Source organism: Lachnoanaerobaculum sp. Marseille-Q4761 (assembly GCF_017565785.1).
Classification (GTDB): Bacteria; Bacillota; Clostridia; order Lachnospirales; family Lachnospiraceae; genus Lachnoanaerobaculum.
Genome location: NZ_JAGEKB010000002.1, coordinates 637,126 through 655,575, shown reverse-complemented (window position 1 = coordinate 655,575; position 18,450 = coordinate 637,126). Strand labels below are relative to the sequence as shown.

General features: G+C 35.5%; 17 protein-coding genes. 15 read left to right on the top strand and 2 right to left on the bottom strand.

Going from position 1 to position 18,450, the window contains the following annotated elements:
• The first annotated feature begins 5 nt into the window (after positions 1-5).
• The 13 genes from J4O15_RS10235 to hydF all read left to right on the top strand — a co-directional run bounded on the left by J4O15_RS10235 (position 6) and on the right by hydF (position 15,272).
• Positions 6-542, top strand: a complete 537-nt coding sequence (locus tag J4O15_RS10235; RefSeq protein ID WP_208100693.1) for a bL17 family ribosomal protein — start codon at positions 6-8, stop codon at positions 540-542.
• 125 nt (positions 543-667) lie between these two features.
• A complete protein-coding gene (locus J4O15_RS10230; RefSeq protein ID WP_208100692.1) occupies positions 668-1,957 on the top strand; it encodes an MATE family efflux transporter in 1,290 nt (429 codons plus the stop codon).
• Between the two features lie 76 nt (positions 1,958-2,033).
• Complete coding sequence (locus J4O15_RS10225; protein ID WP_208100691.1) at positions 2,034-2,606, top strand: RNA polymerase sigma factor; 573 nt, start codon at positions 2,034-2,036, stop codon at positions 2,604-2,606.
• Positions 2,606-4,321 (top strand): PepSY domain-containing protein, encoded by a 1,716-nt coding sequence (locus tag J4O15_RS10220; RefSeq protein WP_208100690.1) that lies wholly within the window; start codon positions 2,606-2,608, stop codon positions 4,319-4,321. The genes J4O15_RS10225 and J4O15_RS10220 overlap by 1 nt, the downstream gene beginning before the upstream one ends.
• Positions 4,322-4,517: 196 nt before the next feature.
• The gene (locus tag J4O15_RS10215; RefSeq protein ID WP_208100689.1) at positions 4,518-5,114 is read left to right on the top strand and encodes a TetR/AcrR family transcriptional regulator; all 597 of its coding nucleotides are present in this window, start codon (positions 4,518-4,520) and stop codon (positions 5,112-5,114) included.
• Positions 5,115-5,173: 59 nt separating this feature from the next.
• Entirely contained in the window at positions 5,174-7,645 is a 2,472-nt protein-coding gene (locus tag J4O15_RS10210) for a PEP/pyruvate-binding domain-containing protein (protein ID WP_208100688.1), read from the top strand.
• Positions 7,646-9,010 carry an MATE family efflux transporter gene (locus J4O15_RS10205; RefSeq protein WP_208100687.1) on the top strand — a complete coding sequence of 455 codons (1,365 nt, stop codon included), beginning with the start codon at positions 7,646-7,648 and terminating at the stop codon, positions 9,008-9,010.
• 262 nt (positions 9,011-9,272) lie between these two features.
• Positions 9,273-10,268 (top strand): PepSY domain-containing protein, encoded by a 996-nt coding sequence (locus tag J4O15_RS10200; RefSeq protein ID WP_243762032.1) that lies wholly within the window; start codon positions 9,273-9,275, stop codon positions 10,266-10,268.
• Positions 10,269-10,651: 383 nt separating this feature from the next.
• Positions 10,652-11,131, top strand: coding sequence for an IS200/IS605 family transposase (gene tnpA / locus J4O15_RS10195; RefSeq protein WP_208100686.1), 480 nt, complete (start codon positions 10,652-10,654; stop codon positions 11,129-11,131).
• Positions 11,132-11,281: 150 nt separating this feature from the next.
• Positions 11,282-11,542, top strand: coding sequence for a TM1266 family iron-only hydrogenase system putative regulator (locus J4O15_RS10190; protein WP_208100685.1), 261 nt, complete (start codon positions 11,282-11,284; stop codon positions 11,540-11,542).
• Positions 11,535-12,653, top strand: coding sequence for a [FeFe] hydrogenase H-cluster radical SAM maturase HydE (gene hydE, locus J4O15_RS10185; RefSeq protein WP_208100684.1), 1,119 nt, complete (start codon positions 11,535-11,537; stop codon positions 12,651-12,653). Before J4O15_RS10190 ends, hydE begins: the two co-directional genes overlap by 8 nt.
• Positions 12,635-14,083: a [FeFe] hydrogenase H-cluster radical SAM maturase HydG gene (gene hydG / locus J4O15_RS10180; protein WP_208100683.1), complete on the top strand. Its 1,449-nt coding sequence runs from the start codon at positions 12,635-12,637 to the stop codon at positions 14,081-14,083. The genes hydE and hydG overlap by 19 nt, the downstream gene beginning before the upstream one ends.
• A complete protein-coding gene (gene hydF / locus J4O15_RS10175) occupies positions 14,061-15,272 on the top strand; it encodes a [FeFe] hydrogenase H-cluster maturation GTPase HydF (protein WP_208100682.1) in 1,212 nt (403 codons plus the stop codon). Before hydG ends, hydF begins: the two co-directional genes overlap by 23 nt.
• A gap of 68 nt (positions 15,273-15,340) precedes the next feature.
• On the opposite strand, the gene J4O15_RS10170 is transcribed toward hydF, so the two are convergent.
• Both J4O15_RS10170 and J4O15_RS10165 read right to left on the bottom strand, forming a co-directional pair.
• Complete coding sequence (locus tag J4O15_RS10170; RefSeq protein WP_208100681.1) at positions 15,341-15,886, bottom strand: TetR/AcrR family transcriptional regulator; 546 nt, start codon at positions 15,884-15,886, stop codon at positions 15,341-15,343.
• Positions 15,887-15,995: 109 nt separating this feature from the next.
• The gene (locus tag J4O15_RS10165) at positions 15,996-16,325 is read right to left on the bottom strand and encodes a hypothetical protein (protein WP_208100680.1); all 330 of its coding nucleotides are present in this window, start codon (positions 16,323-16,325) and stop codon (positions 15,996-15,998) included.
• 206 nt (positions 16,326-16,531) lie between these two features.
• Here J4O15_RS10165 and J4O15_RS10160 point away from each other — a divergent pair, with 206 nt between their 5' ends.
• Positions 16,532-17,437 carry a DMT family transporter gene (locus J4O15_RS10160; RefSeq protein WP_208100679.1) on the top strand — a complete coding sequence of 302 codons (906 nt, stop codon included), beginning with the start codon at positions 16,532-16,534 and terminating at the stop codon, positions 17,435-17,437.
• On the top strand, positions 17,437-18,450 hold the full coding sequence (locus tag J4O15_RS10155; protein ID WP_208100678.1) for a hypothetical protein: 1,014 nt from the start codon (positions 17,437-17,439) through the stop codon (positions 18,448-18,450). Before J4O15_RS10160 ends, J4O15_RS10155 begins: the two co-directional genes overlap by 1 nt.

Genomic DNA, 18,450 nt, shown 5'->3' with positions numbered 1-18,450 from the left:
AAAAAATGGCAAAGTATAGAAAACTTTCAAAGACATCAAGTCAAAGAAAAGCATTATTGAGAAATCAGGTTACAGCACTTTTACAGCATGGAAAGATTGTAACAACAGAGGCTAGAGCAAAAGAGATCAGAAAGATTGTTGAGCCGCTTATAGCATTGGCTGTTAAGGAGAAGGATAATTTCGACCTTGTAAAGGTAAATGCAAAGGTTGCAAGAAAAGATGCTAACGGTAAGAGAGTAAAAGAGGTTGTAGACGGTAAGAAAGTTACTGTTTATGATGAGGTAGAGAAGGAGATCAAGAAGGACAGACCTTCAAGACTTCATGCCAGAAGTAAAATCAATGCTGTAGTATATGTTCCTACAGAGGTACCTGCAAAAGCGGCAGGCAAGAAGAAAAATATAAAGTCTGTTGACCTTGCAAAGAAGCTTTTTGATGAGTACGGTCCAAAGTATGCTGATCGTAACGGTGGTTATACAAGAATAGTTAAAATCGGTCTTCGTAAGGGCGATGCGGCTATGGAAGTTTTACTTGAATTAGTATAATAAAACATTGATATATTAAAATAGCAGTCTATGACTGCTATTTTTGCGTAAAAATAAGTTTGGCTTTGATTGAGCTTACAGATTATTTATGATATAATTCGATAATTAAGACAGGAGAGTCTTTTATGATTGAAAAAAAACTTAGAGGATATATTCTGCCTAATATCCTGGCAACTACAGGCACATCATGCTATGTATTGGCGGATACCGTTTTTATATCAATGGCGGAAGGAGCAAACGGTATAACCGGATTAAATCTGGTATTACCTATATTTGCTATAACATTTGCCATAGGAGCAATGATAGGCATAGGTTCCGCAACAAAATATACATTGCTTAAGGCACTGGGAGATAAAAAAACATCAGATAAATTTTTTTCAAATTCATTTATATGGAGTTTGTTTTTAAGCTTACCCTTTTTACTTCTTGGGATTTTTATACCGGATGTTGTCCTTAGGATTTTGGGTGCGGATGAAGTTATAGAGGCGGTTACACATACATATGTAAGGATTATTCTTTGTTTTTCGCCATTTTTTATGCTTAATTTTACATTTACCGCTTTTGTAAGAAATGATAATTCACCTAGGATTGCCATGGCGGCAACACTTAGCAGCGGTATTTTTAATATAATACTTGACTATATACTTATGTTTCCGGTGGGAATGGGCATGGCAGGCGCAGCACTTGCAACAGGTATTTCTCCGATTGTAAGTATGTGTATCTGTATGGTACATTATTTGTCAAAAAATAATAATATACGCTTCTGTTTCACACCTCCTTCTTTTAAAAGATTGCTTTTATCATGCAGCCTTGGGCTGGTAGCTTTTGTAGGTGAGATATCAAACGGAATAATAACCATAGTATTTAATTTTATTCTGCTATCACTTGTCGGTAATATAGCGGTTGCCGCATATGGAGTTATAGCAAATTCCGACTTGGTCGGAGTGGCAATGCTAAACGGAGTTTCACAAGGTTTACAGCCGGTGGCAAGTGAAACTTACGGAAAAGGTGAGAAAAAAGATTTGAAGAAAATTTACCTGTATTCACTCTCGGCAGGTATGATTATCGCAGGAGTTTTAGTGACTCTCGTAATGGCTTTTGCCCCGAATATCATAGCTGCTTTTAATAATGAAAATTCGGAGATATTGGCAGATTATGCTGTTCCGGGAATCAGGATTTTTTTTATAGGATTTATACCTGCCGCATTTAATATTATTACGGCAGGATTTTATTCAGCTACAGGCGGTGGAAGAGAGTCGTCGCTTATAGCGGTATCAAGAGGTATAGTCGCAATTATTATATTTGCACTTATCTTACCGAAATTTTTTGGAATAAAGGGCGTTTGGAGCTCATTTTTTGCAGCGGAAATTTTTACTGCAATACTGTGTATAATACTGATGAGAAAAACTTTTTGAAAAAAATAAAAATTGCAAAAAGCATGCAATAAAATGATATTCTCGTGCATTAATATAGTGAAAGGATGATTTTAAGATGCTTAATTTTGTGGCGGTCTTGGAAGAGAGTCAAAAAGCGTCGTCAACAATAGACGATAAACTTATAAAAGATATCGCAGAGGGAAGTATGGAGGCTTTACATACTTTATATGAAAAAACTCATAAAGGTGTATATGCTTTTGCACTTTCCATAACTAAAAACACTCATGATGCAGAGGATGTTTTGCAGGATACTTTTTTGAAAATATATCAAAAGGCGGCAGATTACACCTCGTATGATAAGCCTATGGCCTGGATTTTTACAATAGCAAGAAATTTTGCACTGATGAAATTCCGTGACAGAAAAAAAGAAGACAGTATGGAAGAGGTAAATGATATGCCTGAAGTCATTTTCTCTTTTGTGGAAGATGTCAGTGAGCGTATTGTTCTTGAAACAGCTGTAAATAAGCTGGATGAAAATGAAAGAACAATACTTTTGCTCCATGCCGTAGCAGGTCTTAAAAATCGAGAAATAGCAGATCTTCTTGATATGCCTATAAATACGGTACTTTCAAAGTACAATAGAACTATAAGGAAGATGCAAAAATACTTGGAAGAGGAGGGCTTTTAATGAAAAGGGAAGATATTGAAAGGAAGCTCGACACTGCTGTATCCGGAATGATTCCAAAAGACATGTTTGACAGAATCTCTGAAAATATTGTTTCCGCCAATCCGAAAGCAATAGAAAGAGTGGTAAAAAAGGAAAAGAAAAAGAACTTTAATATTTTTGGCAGAAGCTTTATGGGAGTGGCAACCGCGGCTTGTATATTGCTTGTAGCAGGAATTATAGGAGTTCCGTATTATGGTAATAATTTTGTTCCCGACACATATGTGGATATAGATGTAAATCCCGGAGTTGAGATTGTAACAAATAAAAAGAATAAAGTTTTGAATGTACAATCTACAAATAAGGATGGAGACAGTGTTATAGACGGAATGAACCTGAAAAATACTGAACTGAAAGTGGCGGTAAATGCTCTTATAGGTTCAATGGTTCAAAAGGGATATATTGCAAATAACAATACAGGTATATTGGTCACTGTAAGAAATGACAATTCTGAGAAGGCAAATAAAGTGAAGGAAGAGGTTCTCTATGATATAAACTTTGTGCTATATACAAATGATGTACAGGCAAATGTTATGAATCAGACCTTTAAAAATACTGCGGATGCCAATAAATTTGCAAGAGAAAACAATATCTCTATAGGAAAGGCTGTATTTGTACTTAATCTTGCAGCAAAAGACAGTTCTCTGGATGCAAAAGAGCTGGCTAAAATGAAGGTGACCGATATTGCAAATCTGGTTGCAAAAAAGGGCATAGATATAAGAGATATAGTTGATTATGATGATGATGACAGTATCTGGGAGAATATTGCAGATGCCATAGAAGATATAGATGAAGATGCCGGTATTTCTATGAATAAAGAGACCAGGCCGGGTGATAAAAAGCAGATAGGTGTTGAGGCGGCAAAGCAGATTGCATTTGCACATGCCAAGGTGGCTTTAAAGGATGTTACCTTTATCAAGGCAGAACTTGATACTGAGGATGGCAGAGCCGTTTATGAGGTAGAATTTTACAGCGGAAATGTCGAATATGATTATGATATAGATGCACTAAGCGGAGAAATAATATCAAATGACTTTGATATTGAAGACTACAGTATACCTGCACAAAGTGCAGCCGCCCCACAGCAAACTGAGGTTTCACAGCAAACTGCGGCGGCACCTGCACCTACAGCACCTGCTGCCAATACTCCTTCCGGAGATATAGGCATAGAAAGGGCAAAACAGATAGCACTTTCTCATGCAGGTCTTTCACAGGGAAGTGTATCCTTTGTAAAGGCGGAGCTTGACCATGAAGACGGAGTGAAGGTATATGATATAGAGTTTTACAGCGGAAATGTGGAGTATGATTATGGAATCAATGCTGCAACAGGAGCTATAATATCTGTTGACAGAGATATTGAAAACTATTCAATACCGACGGCGGCACCTGCACCTGCGCCAACACCTGCCCCCACAGCAGCTCCGACGCCCACACCTACAGCAGCGCCTGCGCCAACACAGCCTGCCGCTCCTTCCACCATTTCAGCAGAAAGGGCGAAGCAGATAGCACTTTCTCATGCCGGAGTCGGAGGAGCAAGCTTTACCAAGGTTGAGCTTGATACGGATGACGGAGTAGCTGTATATGAGATAGAGTTTAAGGTTGATAATGTAGAATATGATTACGAGATCAATGCCGTAAGTGGCGCAATAATTTCAAGTAAATCTGAAGTTGATGATTGATAAATTATAGTGTATTAAAGAATTATTTTAATAATTGGTTGTTTTGGTTACAGTTTGGGTAAGGTATAAAAATGCTACCTGAACTGTAACCGGAATTTAAAAGTCAGTGAATATTTTATGGAATATTCATTGACTTTTTTTAATTAAAGAATTATTCTATCTATGAATAAAATATAAAATATTCATAGAGGTGATTATGTCAAAGGCATTCAGTGAGGATGAGAAGCTTAATATAAAGCAAAAAATGATGGAAGCTGCGATTGAGATTTTTCATGAAAGCGGTACAAAGGGGCTTAGTATAAAGGAACTTACAAAGAGGGCAGGTATTGCACAGGGAAGTTTTTATAATTTTTGGAAGGATAAAGATGCCCTTATTATGGATGTAATGCAGTATAGACTGTCTCAGAAGTTGGAAATTGCAAAGCAAAGTTTTGATGAGTCATTAGAAAATCCGGTAAAATTTCTTGTGGACATCATTTATGAACATTCAATTGATCTAAAAGAAAAGTATAAGAAAAAGCCTATATATGCACAGGCTTTAAATATGCTTTCTAAAAAAACTGAGAATAGGGTATATGAAGCGAACAGCTTATATACAGACTTTATAAATAAATTGGCAGAATACTGGAAGGAACAGAATGCAGTAAAGGATGTGGATGAGAAAGGGCTTATAAATGCATTTACAGGAAGCTTTTTATTGTTTTCAAATTATTATAAATTTGAAGAGGAGTACTTTAATGATATTTTGAAAGTATTTATATCGGCTGTGGTAAAAAGATATATAGAACTCTGATATAAAGAATTGTAGTTAATATATGGATTTAAAGGTTTAAAAATATCAAAGGGGGTTATATGATACTTGGATTTAATGAAATATGTAAAGAAGATGTAATAAAAGTCGGGGGCAAGGGAGCAAATCTTGGAGAAATGGTTTCGGCAGGGATAAATGTGCCAAAGGGCTTTGTTATAACAGCAGATGCCTATAAAGAATTTCTGCGTATTAATTCTTTAAATGAGCTGCTTAAAGATGAACTTACAAAGGCAGGTAGAGATCATGCAAAGCTTTTAAAAGCCGCAGAGAAATTCAGAAAATCAATAAAAATGGGAAGGCTTCCTGAAAATACTGTAAATGAAGTGAAGTCTGCTTATCAAAATCTTGGAGATAATGTATTGGTGGCAGTGCGTTCATCTGCTACGGCAGAGGATTTATCAGATGCAAGTTTTGCAGGTCAGCAGGAAAGCTATTTAAATATAAGAGGAATTGATGATGTACTTGATAAAATCAGAGATTGTTATGCTTCACTTTGGGGAAACAGGGCTGTAATCTATAGAGCCAATCAAAACTATAATCAGCTTTTTGTTGAAATAGCTGTAGTTATTCAGGAAATGGTTGAGAGTGAAAAGGCAGGGGTGTTGTTTACTTTAAATCCTATAAACAATAATACTGATGAAATGCAGATAAATTCAAGCTATGGACTTGGGGAAAGTGTGGTAAGCGGCAGAGTTAATGCAGACAGCTATATTGTGGACAAATTCGGGCGGATAAAATATATAAATATAGGTTCAAAGCAGACAAAGATAATTTATGATAAAAATGCCAATAAGGAAGTGGAAGTAAGTAAGGAATTAAGGGAGAAGGCTTCGCTTAATGAGAATGAGGTACTTAAACTTGTAAAAGTGGCTAAGGCTTTAAAAGAGCATTATAGACAGGATATGGATATCGAGTGGGCTATAAAAGAAGGTGAAGTATATATATTACAGGCAAGGGCTGTTACAACAATAAAGAAAAATAATGACAGTGAGTTAGTAAAGCCTTACATAAAAGACATCATTATGTCAAAGATGTTAAGAAAACAAATGGCATTTCAACTGGAAAAGATGCCATTTGCTTATAGAGTACTGGATTATGATTATATGATGGGCATAAATAATCAAAAGGCGATAATATTTAATGAGGCTGGCATAAATTTGAATTCAAATCCTCAAATAGATGATGACGGAATACAGACCATGCCAAAGGATTCTAAGGGAATTAACAGAAATATTTTTAAGCTTTTTAAAACCATAAAAATGCTTAAAGACTATAAATACTGTGCAAAAAAATGCGAAGCATTTATGATTGACTATGAGAATAAAATAAGTGAATTAAAAGAAATTGATTTTGAAAACATGGGAATGGATGAATGCCGAAAATTTTTAATCTACAGCCTTGAACTGTTAAAAAGTCTTAGCTATGATCGCTTTAAATATGCATTATTCCCTTCGGCATTAAATAAGGATTTGGAAAAAGTTTTAAAAAGAATAAATAAAAATTATACGATATTTGATCTTTATAAAAACCTTGACAATAAGACTGCCATGGTATCAAGAGATATAGAAAAGCTGGCAGAAAAAATAAAAAGTAATGATAAAATAAAAGCCGCTATAGTTTCGGGAGAAAACTTTGAGAATATTTGCATGGAGTTTCCGGAATTTAAGCAGTTATCCAAAGATTTTCTTTATAAAAACGGTTTTAAGTCGGATTATAATTGTTATTGTATTGATGCAAAGACCTTTATCGAAGATCCTGACAGAATTATAAATTTGGTCAAGCCATTACTTTTACAAAAAGACATTAAAAAAGATGAGAATAATGATTTTAATAATTTAATGAATGAGATAAGGGAAGTTGGCGGAAAAAAATACAATGAAATCAAAAAAAGAATAGAGTATTTCAGATATTTTCATATTGTGCGTGAGGAGAGTCAATATCTTTGGGAGAGTTTATTTTACTATGTAAGGCAATGTCTTAAAAGAACAAACTTTTTACTGACCGGTAAAGAAAATTATAAAGAAGAGGTGGCAAATCTTTTTCATAAAGAACTTACAGAGGCTATGGAGAGGGGATATTTAAGTGAAAGTGATTTTGAAAAAATCAAAAGAAGAAATCAAAAATATCCTCTGGCTTTAAAGGTATGGGAAGCTTCAAAAAGTCTTGTATTTGATAAGGCGGGAGAGGTATTAAAAGGAGTCAGCGGAAGCGGCGGAGTGGCAATAGGTAAGGCATGTCTAATAAAAAGTCCAAAAGAATTTTATAAGATGAAAAGAGGGGATATACTTGTTTGTCATCTTACAGATCCTGAATGGACTCCGCTTTTTAAGCTTGCAGGGGGAGTGGTGGCAGATACAGGTTCTTCACTAAGTCATGCAGCAATAGTGGCAAGGGAGTATCAAATACCTTCAGTGCTCGGAGTAGGCTTTGCAACTTCAAGATTTAAAGACGGAGATATAATAAAAGTTGACGGAAACAGCGGAACGGCAAATAAAGTAAAATCGGAGTTATAGATGGATAATGATGTAAAAGATAAAAAAGAACAAAGAAGGCAGTATATACTGACTGCTCCTTTAATGCCTCTGCTTGTAAAAATGGCTGTACCTACGGTAATAGGTATGCTTGTGATGATCTTATATAATCTTACAGATACATTTTTTATAGCAATGCTTGGCAATAAGTCAATGACTGCAGCGATAGGGATAGCCTTCAGCTTTATAAGTGTAATTCAGGCAATAGGCTTTTGGCTTGGATATGGAAGCGGTAATGCCATGTCAAGAAGTCTTGGAGAGGGAAAGTATAATGAGGCGGAGAGTTTTGCTTCTATGGCGGCTGTAACGGCTGTTTTTATCGGAGTGATTTTAGCTGTAATATCAAGTATATTTTTAAGTCCGCTCAGTTTATTTATAGGTGGGGCGGCATCTGATAATCTCTATATATTTACAAAGGAATATCTGAAAGTAATAGTAATAAGCATACCCTTTATGCTGTTTTCACTTGTTATATATAATCAGCTGAGGCTTTGCGGCAATGTAGGTGACGGCATGAAAGGCCTTTTATCGGGCATGATTGTAAATATAGTTTTAGATCCTGTATTTATGTTCGGTCTTAAAATGGGCTTTATAGGAGCGGCTTATGCCACCTTAACAGGGCAGATAATAGGAAGTCTTGTTTTGTTTCGGCTTATAAGAAAGAACGGAAATATTCCTATAAGTTTTAAAAAAGTGAAATTTACAAAAGACAATATTTACCATATTTTAATAGGCGGACTTCCAAATTTTGCAAGGCAGGGAATTACAAGCCTCTCAATGGTTTTATTAAATATAGCGGCCTCAGGATTTGGTGAGGATGTGGTGGCGGCAATTACGGTAAGTTCCAAGATATCTGCAGTCGCCTATATGATTGTAATAGGCTGGGGGCAGGGGTTTCAGCCTGTTTGTGCAATGAACTATGGAGCAAAGCAGTATGACAGAGTAAAAAAAGCTTTTAAATATACTGTGAAAGCAGGTACGATTTTTTTGATTATTTCTTCGATATGCCTATATATATTTGCAAAATTTCCTACTATGGCTTTATCAAGAAACAATGAGATTATAGAAATAAGTGTAATAATACTTAGACTTCAATGCCTGAGTCTGCCATTGATGGGGTATTTTGCGACAAGCAGCATGCTTATGCAAAATACCGGAAGGTATTATCTGTCACTTATTATTTCGATTTCAAGACAGGGCATATTTTATATTCCATTATTATTTTTACTTCCTTTGGTTTTCGGACAGTGGGGGATTTATCTGATACAGCCGTTATCAGATATAGCTGCTTTTATACTTGCGATGTCGATGGTTAAAAATAGCAACATATGGAAAGTCTTTGCCTAAAATGATTTCCATACAAAAGTTTTTATAAATAAAGAGCTTACATTTTTAAAAAGAAAATCATAAGGATATTGATTTGTAACCCACATATGCTATGCTGTTTATATATTAAGCCCATACTGTAGATATATACATATTTATATTATATCAAAGGTAGCATTATATACAACCGGGCAGAGTTTTCGAATCATATAATATAAATTTAGGGTTTTGTAATGCTTGAAAAGTACAAGAAACAAGAATGGGAAGGAGGTCTTAAATATTAATGAAGAAAAATATATGGATAGTAGTAGTAATAGCGGCTATACTTGCCGGTTGCAATGTAAATTCAAAAGCGGACATAGGCAGTGAGAATTCAGTGGCAGATGCTAAGGTTGCAAAGGGAAATGAAAGTACCGAGGAGACTTCTGCAAATACATCAGCTGTTAATGCAGATAATAGTATATCTCAAGGAGCAATTAAGGATGGAGTCTGTCTTGAACTTGTTTCAGATATAGATATGACACCGATACATTACCTAACCTTGAGAAAAAGAGATACTGTAAATGATAAAATAATTAAGCTTGAGAATGATAATTTTCAGTTTGATATTTCAGCTCAAAATGTAGTTTCATATAGCGGAAATGTGGAATATGATTATGATATAGATGCTGTAAGCGGTGATATAGTATCATATGATTATGATATTGAAAACTACAATATTCCTGTACAGCCTACAGAGGTACAGCAGACAAATGCGGATACGGTGGATATAGGCGTAGAAAAGGCAAAAGAGATTGCACTCTCACATGCAGGACATTCTCTTGACAAGGTGTCATTTGTAAAGGCTGAAATCGACTATGAGGATGGAATAAAGGTTTATGATATAGATTTTTACAGCGGAAATGTAGAATATGACTATGAAATCAATGCGGCAACCGGCAGTATATTATCTGTTGACTGGGATATTGAAGACTACTCAATACCTGCTCCGGAACCGGCTCCTACAGAGGCACCTGCCCCTGCTCCCGCACCTACAGCAGCGCCTGCACCTGCACCGAAAAAGGCTGCAAGTTCAGGTATATCAGCGGAAAGAGCAAAGCAGATTGCACTTTCACATGCAGGAGTAGGAAGCGCACATTTTACAAAGGTGGAGCTTGATACAGAGGACGGTATCAGAGTATATGAGATAGAATTTAAGGTCGGAAATGTAGAATATGATTATGATATCAATGCGGCGACAGGTGCAATAGTTTCAAGCAGTTCAGAGATTGATGATTGATAGATAATTGTTTAACAATACATATAATATCTAAAAATATTAAATAAATATATAGAAATTACTGATTATAAATATTGACAAAAAGCAAAAAAGGATTTAATCTGTATACAGATACTCCTAACAGGGAAGACAGTGCTTAATCTGACTTGAAAGGTGGTTTGTGAACGGATAGATATGTGTTCTTGCACATTTGTTTTAGTACCCAAAGCCACCGGCTTTGGGTTTTTTATTGTTAGGGCAAGGCCCTGTTCTCGCAAGAGAACAAATAAACCACCTGCTATGCGGGTGGTTGAAATAGCTTTAGCGTTATGTGAAAAAACCCCCAAAATTGATATAATATAAAAGGTTCGCCAACCAATAAATATATCAAAGGGGGTATCCAAATGGATAATAATAGTTTATCACATACATCATGGAATTGTAAGTATCATATAGTATTTGCACCAAAATATAGGAGAAAGATAATATATGGAGAGCTAAAGCAGGATATAGCAAATATATTGAGCATGTTATGTAAAAGAAAAGAAGTACATATAGTGGAAGCAGAAGTATGTCCGGATCACATACATATGCTGGTAGAGATTCCGCCAAAAATGAGTGTATCAGATTTTGTAGGATATTTAAAAGGTAAAAGTACACTAATGATATTTGAAAGACATGCAAATCTAAAGTACAAGTATGGAAATAGACATTTTTGGTGTAGGGGATATTATGTAGATACGGTAGGAAAAAATGCAAAAAAGATAGAAGAATACATAAGGAACCAGCTAAATGAAGATATGTTATATGACCAAATGAGTATGAAAGAATACATAGACCCGTTTACGGGTGAGCCGGTAATAAAAAGCAATAAGAAAAAATAAGCCCAAGGGGCTAAGCAAGTAAATGATGTGCGGTTGGCGAACTTTCGATGAGTCTTTAGACTCAAGCGCAGGTAAAGAGCCCTTATAGGGCGAAACAACAAACCACCGGCTTAGCCGGTGGTACTGATTATAAAATTTAAGGGGAAAAATATGGATAACAGAGTGGCATTGATGGCAATAATAGTGGAAGACAGGGATTCTGTAAAGGAATTAAACGATTTATTGCATGAGTACGGGGATTATGTTATAGGACGAATGGGTATACCCTATCATAAGAGAAGTATAAGTATATTGTCGGTGGCTCTTGATGCACCGAATAATGTGATTTCAAGTCTGTCCGGTAAGATAGGAAAATTAAGCGGAGTAAGTATAAAAATCGCTTATTCAAATGTAGGTAGTAATAATGGTTAAAGACAAATACAGGATAGACTTTGAAAATACGGTGTATGACAGAAATTTAGAAATTGATAAAAGTATTGCTCTTATAGATAAGCTCGAGAAAGAAAGAAGTTTAAGCCTTGAAGAATACAAGTATCTTGTGGAAAATCTGAACAAAGAGGTATTTGATTATATCAGCAAAAAGGCAAGAATTATAGGCGATGAAAACTATGGAAAGGATGTATATCTGAGAGGTCTGATTGAGATAAGCAATATTTGTAAAAATGATTGTTATTACTGTGGAATAAGACATTCAAACAGAAACTGTGAGCGATACAGGCTTTCTGAGGAAGAGATACTTGAATGTGCAGATGAAGGATATGCTCTGGGATACAGAACATTTGTAATGCAGGGAGGTGAAGACGGAAAATTCGAGCCGGAATATATATGCGGCATTGTAAGGAAAATAAAAGTTAAATACAAGGATGTTGCAGTGACCTTATCACTTGGAGAATATGATAAGGAATCTTATCAAAAGATGTATGATGCAGGTGCTGACAGATATCTTTTAAGACATGAGACAGCGGATAAAGAGCATTATGAAAAGCTGCATCCAAAGACAATGTCATTTGAAAACAGAATGAATTGTTTGAAAGACTTAAAAGATATAGGTTTTCAGGTGGGCTGCGGCTTTATGGTAGGTTCACCATATCAAAGCTCTGCCACATTGGCTAAGGATTTAAAATTTATAGAGGAATTTGCGCCGGAAATGTGTGGTATAGGGCCTTTTATACCGCATCATGACACTGTTTTTAAGGATGAAAAAAGCGGAAGCATTCAGATGACTCTTTTTCTGATAGCGATACTTAGAATAATGAGACCTAATATGCTTATTCCCGCCACGACCTCTCTGAGTACTCTTGACAATCTTGGGAGAGAAAAGGGAATACTTGCAGGTGCAAATGTTGTGATGCCGAATCTTTCACCTGTAAAGAACAGAAAAAAATATGAGCTATATGACGGAAAAGTATGTACGGGAGATGAAGCTGCTCATTGCATCGGATGTATTACTAACAGAATCAATAATATAGGTTATGGAGTTGCAAAAGTAAGAGGAGATTATAAATGTTTAAATACGATGTAAATTCAAAAAACGCACAGGAATTTATAAACCATGAAGAAATATTGGCTACATTAAGGTTTGCGGATGAAAATAAAAATAATATTCCATTGATAGAAGAGTATTTGGAAAAAGCAAGACCGAAAAAAACTGATAAAGGAATTTTTGCAGAGGGCTTGAATCACAGAGAGGCGGCAGTGCTTTTGGCATGTGAGGATAAGGAAGTAATTAAAAAAATATATGATTTGGCAGCTGAAATAAAGCAGACATTTTACGGTAACAGAATAGTAATGTTCGCACCGCTATATCTTTCAAATTATTGTGTAAACGGCTGTGTTTACTGCCCATACCATGCAAAAAACAAGCGTATTGCAAGAAAAAAACTTACTCAGGAAGAAATAAAAAATGAGGTTATTGCACTTCAGGATATGGGACATAAAAGACTTGCCATTGAGTCGGGAGAGGATCCTATAAACAGTCCTATAGAATATATACTTGAATCATTAAAGACTATCTACAGTATAAAGCATAAAAACGGCGCTATAAGAAGAGCCAATGTAAATATTGCGGCTACTACAGTGGAAAATTATAAAAAGCTTCATGATGCGGGAATCGGAACTTATATACTTTTCCAGGAAACTTATAATAAGGAATCCTATGAGAGTCTGCATCCTACAGGTCCAAAGCATAATTATATATATCATACGGAGGCTATGGACAGAGCGATGGAGGGTGGTATTGATGATGTCGGACTTGGAGTATTATTCGGTCTTGAGTCCTATAGATATGAGTTTGCAGGACTTTTGATGCATGCGGAGCATTTAGAAAGTGCCTTCGGTGTAGGACCTCATACTATAAGTGTGCCAAGAATAAAGAAGGCGGATGATATAGATCCGGATGCCTTTGATAACGGTCTGGATGATGATACATTTGAAAAAATAATTGCATGTATCAGGATATCGGTACCATATACAGGTATGATTATCTCTACAAGAGAAAGTCAGGAAGTAAGAGAGAGAGCCCTAAAGGTTGGTATATCACAGATAAGCGGTGCTTCAAGAACTTCTGTAGGCGGATATACGGAGGAGATAAGACCTACCGACTCGGAACAGTTTGATGTATCGGATCAAAGAAGCCTTGATGAGGTGGTGGACTGGCTTATGCATATGGGACATATACCTTCATTTTGTACCGCCTGCTACAGAGAGGGCAGAACAGGTGACAGATTTATGAGCCTTTGCAAGAGCGGACAGATTATAAACTGCTGTCATCCGAATGCACTTATGACACTTAGCGAATATATGACCGACTATGCATCCGAGCAGACCAAAAGTGACGGTATGGAGATGATAAAACATGAGCTTGAAAAGATAAGCAATCCGAAGGTAAAGGAGAGAGCTACCGATTATATCAATCAAATAGAGACTACAAATGCAAGGGATTTCAGGTTCTGATATGAATAGTACACCGATGGGAGAGAGAGCGACCATTTGCCTGTTCGGTCGCTGTAATGTAGGGAAATCAAGCTTAATAAATGCCATAACTTCACAGAATATTGCAATTGTATCGGAAATTAGAGGTACTACCACGGATCCTGTCAAAAAAAGTATGGAACTTCTGCCGTTCGGACCTGTAGTACTTGTGGATACTCCGGGAATTGATGATGAGAGCAGTCTTGGAGAATTAAGAGTACAAAAGAGTATGGAATATATAGATCAGGCTGATTTGATACTCTTTGTGGTGGATGGCGGCAGTGAAATATCAAAAGCAGAGTTCGAGTTTATAGAAAAGATAAAAGAAAAAAAGCATATTATTGTAGGGAATAAATGTGACAGCATCGAAGATAATAAAAAAGAGTGCAAAGCTGATATATATGTCTCCGCCACTCAAAATATCAATATAGATAAATTAAAAGCTTTGATGGCTGAGATATTAAATAAGGGGAAAAAAGAAAAGACTATACTTGGGGATATGATGAGTGAGGGAGATACGGTGATTTTGGTAACTCCTATAGATGATTCGGCGCCTAAGGGCAGGCTTATACTTCCACAGCAGCAGGTTATAAGGGAAATAATCGACAGACATGGTATAGCCGTTGTGGTACAGGTTGGGCAACTTAAAGCTACCCTTGAAAAAATCAAGGATGTAGCGCTGGTAGTATGTGATTCTCAAGTTTTTAAGGAAGCGGATGAGCTGGTTCCCAAGGATATACCTCTTACCTCCTTTTCAATAATATTTGCAAATTATAAGGGGGCTTTAAACAGCCTTTATAATGCGGCAAGGGTAATTGACAGCTTGGAGGCGGGAGATAAAATCCTTATAAGTGAGGGCTGTACTCATCATCGCCAATGTGAGGATATAGGGAGTGTGAAGATTCCTAGGCTTGTCAGAAAATTTACCGGACTTCAGGGTGAAAATGATTTAAAGTTTGAACTTTCAAGCGGGGGAGAATTCCCCAAAGATTTGTCGGTATATAAACTGATAATCCACTGCGGAGCCTGTATGTTAAATGAAAATCAGATGAAGTCAAGGATGAAATATGCAAATGATGCGACCATACCTATGACAAATTACGGTATTTCAATAGCCTATATGAATGGAATTTTGACAAGGGCAATGAAAGCATTGGAGGGTAAATTCTAAATAGTAAAGCAGCAAATCCGAAAGTTTAGGGTTTGCTGCTTTTTTGTAGGATTCTTATACAATTAGTTTTATCTAAGGCTAAGCAATGAAATAGAATCTTCATCTCGGAATTGTAGAGAAATGGCAGTCATTTCATCAGGTGTTTCCTTCATATCTCTGCTCATCCAAAATATAAGATTATTATAAATTCCGCCGATAATATATGAAAGTTTATACTGCTTTATTAAAGATGCATTGGCTGCATATTCATTAAAATGAAATCTTTTTGAAAGTACATCTAAAAGCAAAGATGAGAGTTTTGCGGAATGAATAAGCAATATCTCTTTTTTATAATTAAAAAAAGCCATATATATCGAATGTATATATATTGTAAAATCAATGCTTGACATATTGATAAAACCGTCAAGGGATTCCTTTAAAACCATATCAAAAAAGAAAGATATAATATCTTCCTTGGATTTAAAATGTCTATAGTAGGATGAACGGTCAACACCGGCATTTTTTGCAATTTCACCTATTGAAATTTTGGAATAATCTTTTTCAAGCATCAATTCTAAGAGAGATGAAGCCATATAGCCCATCATCATTTCATGTGTAGTATTTTTTCGTCTCATATATATCTCCATCGTAAAACACAAATGAATTATAATATCAGAAAAAATAAAAGGCAATATATATCGTATATTTTAGATATATATTGCTGTATAGGATTTAAAAGGATTTTTAGTTTTCTTTCGGTTTTGCCGCTTCTGCTATTACTCCCATAGCGATAAGCAAAGCAAAAAGCATCATCACACTTCCGGTTGTATCAGGATCATCATTTGTCTGTGTAACGGAAAATCTTCCATTTGTCTGTCTTGTAAATTTTAAAGAGGAAGCAGACTCTTTAGAATCTGTAAAAAGATTTTCACTGTATTGCATTGATGTATAATTTGTGGAAGAAACTCCTGCATAAACATTTAATATATGGAAGTCGTATGAAGGTATAAAAGGAACGGTTAAAACTAATGTAAGAATCAGCGCAAAAGCTTTTTGTTTTAATTTTGATTTCATAATTTCCTCCTGTTTATTTGGACTCTTTAATATGTCTGTATTATACAATATAATTATTAGAAAAATCTTAAAAGGTATAAATTGCATTATTTTAGGTATAAACTGCGTAAAATTCATTTATTATTATCTCATCTTTTTTTTATAAGAGTATTGGGCTATAATAACCTATATGATATATATTTAATATTCTGATAACAGGGGGGAATATGTCAAAAAATAAGAATGCATTGGGAGTTGTAATGCTGTTTCTTGCAGCCTTGATTTGGGGTTTAGCTTTTTCGGCGCAGAGTATAGGGGCAAGATATGTAAACGCCTATACATTTTTAGCAATAAGAAGCTGGATATCATTTATTGCAATGATTCCTGTTGTGTATTTTTTTAAGAAAAAAAATACCGGAAACTCAAACAAGCATACAGACGAAAGAGCGTATAAAAAGACCTTATTTATTGCAAGTTTATGTTCGGGATTTTTTTTATTTTTTGCAAGTGCGATGCAACAAATCGGAATACAAGAATCCAACGCGTCAAAGGCGGGATTTATTACCGCATTATATGTTATTTTTGTGCCCATTATTTCAATGATATTTTTTAAAATAAAAGAGGGAATCAGGCTTTGGATAAGTGTGGTATTAAGTGTTGCGGGGCTTTTTTTACTCTGCATACATACAGGATTTAATTTGGAATATGGTGATGTAATATTATTATTTAGTGCATTATTATTTGCATTACAGATAATTACGGTAGGGCATTTTGTAAAAAAGGTTGCCGTGCTTGATCTTTCAATTTTTCAATTCTTGGTAGTGGCAGTTTTTTCAAGCATTGTAATGATTTTATTTGAAAAGCTGACTGTAGAAATGATAATAAAAGCAATGTCTTCTTTACTGTTTGTAGGAATTTTCAGCGGTGCATGCGGTTATACATTGCAAAATATAGGGCAGCAATATGTAAGACCTAGCGTTGCCGGTCTTTTGATGAGCCTTGAGAGTGTATTCAGTGCAATATTTGCATGGATAATACTTGGAGAAGTTTTAAGAAATCGTGAGTTGGCAGGGGCTGTGCTTATGTTTGTTGCTATAGTGATTGCACAGCTGCCTGTAAAAAGGAAAGAATAATGGATATCTATGATTTGATAAAGGATGAAGAAAGAATTTCTTTTATCGGAATGTGTAAAAATGCCGGAAAGACTACAGTACTGAATGAAGTAATAAAAAAACTACATAAGAAACAAAAAAATATACTGCTAACATCAATAGGAAGAGACGGGGAAGAACTTGATCTCGTTACAAACACAAAAAAGCCCGAGGTATATATCTATAAGGATGATTATATTGCCACTGCGGCTGATTTGATAAAGTATTGTGATATTACAAAGGAGATAGTGGAGAGCACCGGTATATATACACCACTGGGAGAAATAATAATAATAAGGGCATTGAGTGACGGCTTTGTGCAGATAGCAGGTCCTTCGATATCAACTCAGATGTCAAGAGTTTGTGAGAGTTTTAAAAAGCACAGTAGTGGAAAGATATTAATAGACGGTGCATTGGAGAGAAAGAGTATTGCCACGGGAAAGGTGAGCAATGTAGCCATACTTTCAAGTGGAGCTTCCTACAGTCTTGATATGGAAAAAACGATAAGAGATACGATATATACATCAAAGCTTTTTTCACTTCCAAAGTTTGAACTTGGCTTACCGGAGGATTTTAACAGGGAAAACTATGCAAAAAAATATTATATAATAGAAGACGGCAGTTTAAAAAAATCAGAGGAAAATATAGATTTAAAAGAAATCTGGGCAAAGGAGAGTGATATAGATAATATTTTTGTAAACGGAGGCTTGACTGATGCCATGATAAATCCACTGCTTTTATCCAATGCAAAGCTTGAGGGAAAGCGACTGGTGTTTTTTGACGGTTCAAGAATACTGATAAAATACGAAAACTTTGAAAAATTGAAACAAAGAGGTTTGGTATTTTCATGTATTGATACAATAAATATTTTGGCAATAACGATAAATCCTTTCTCAGCCTATGGTAATCATTATGACAGTGGTATCTTTTTAGAAAAAATGCAAAAAAGGACAGATTTGCCTGTTATAGATATTGCAAATAAGTATAGGAGCTAG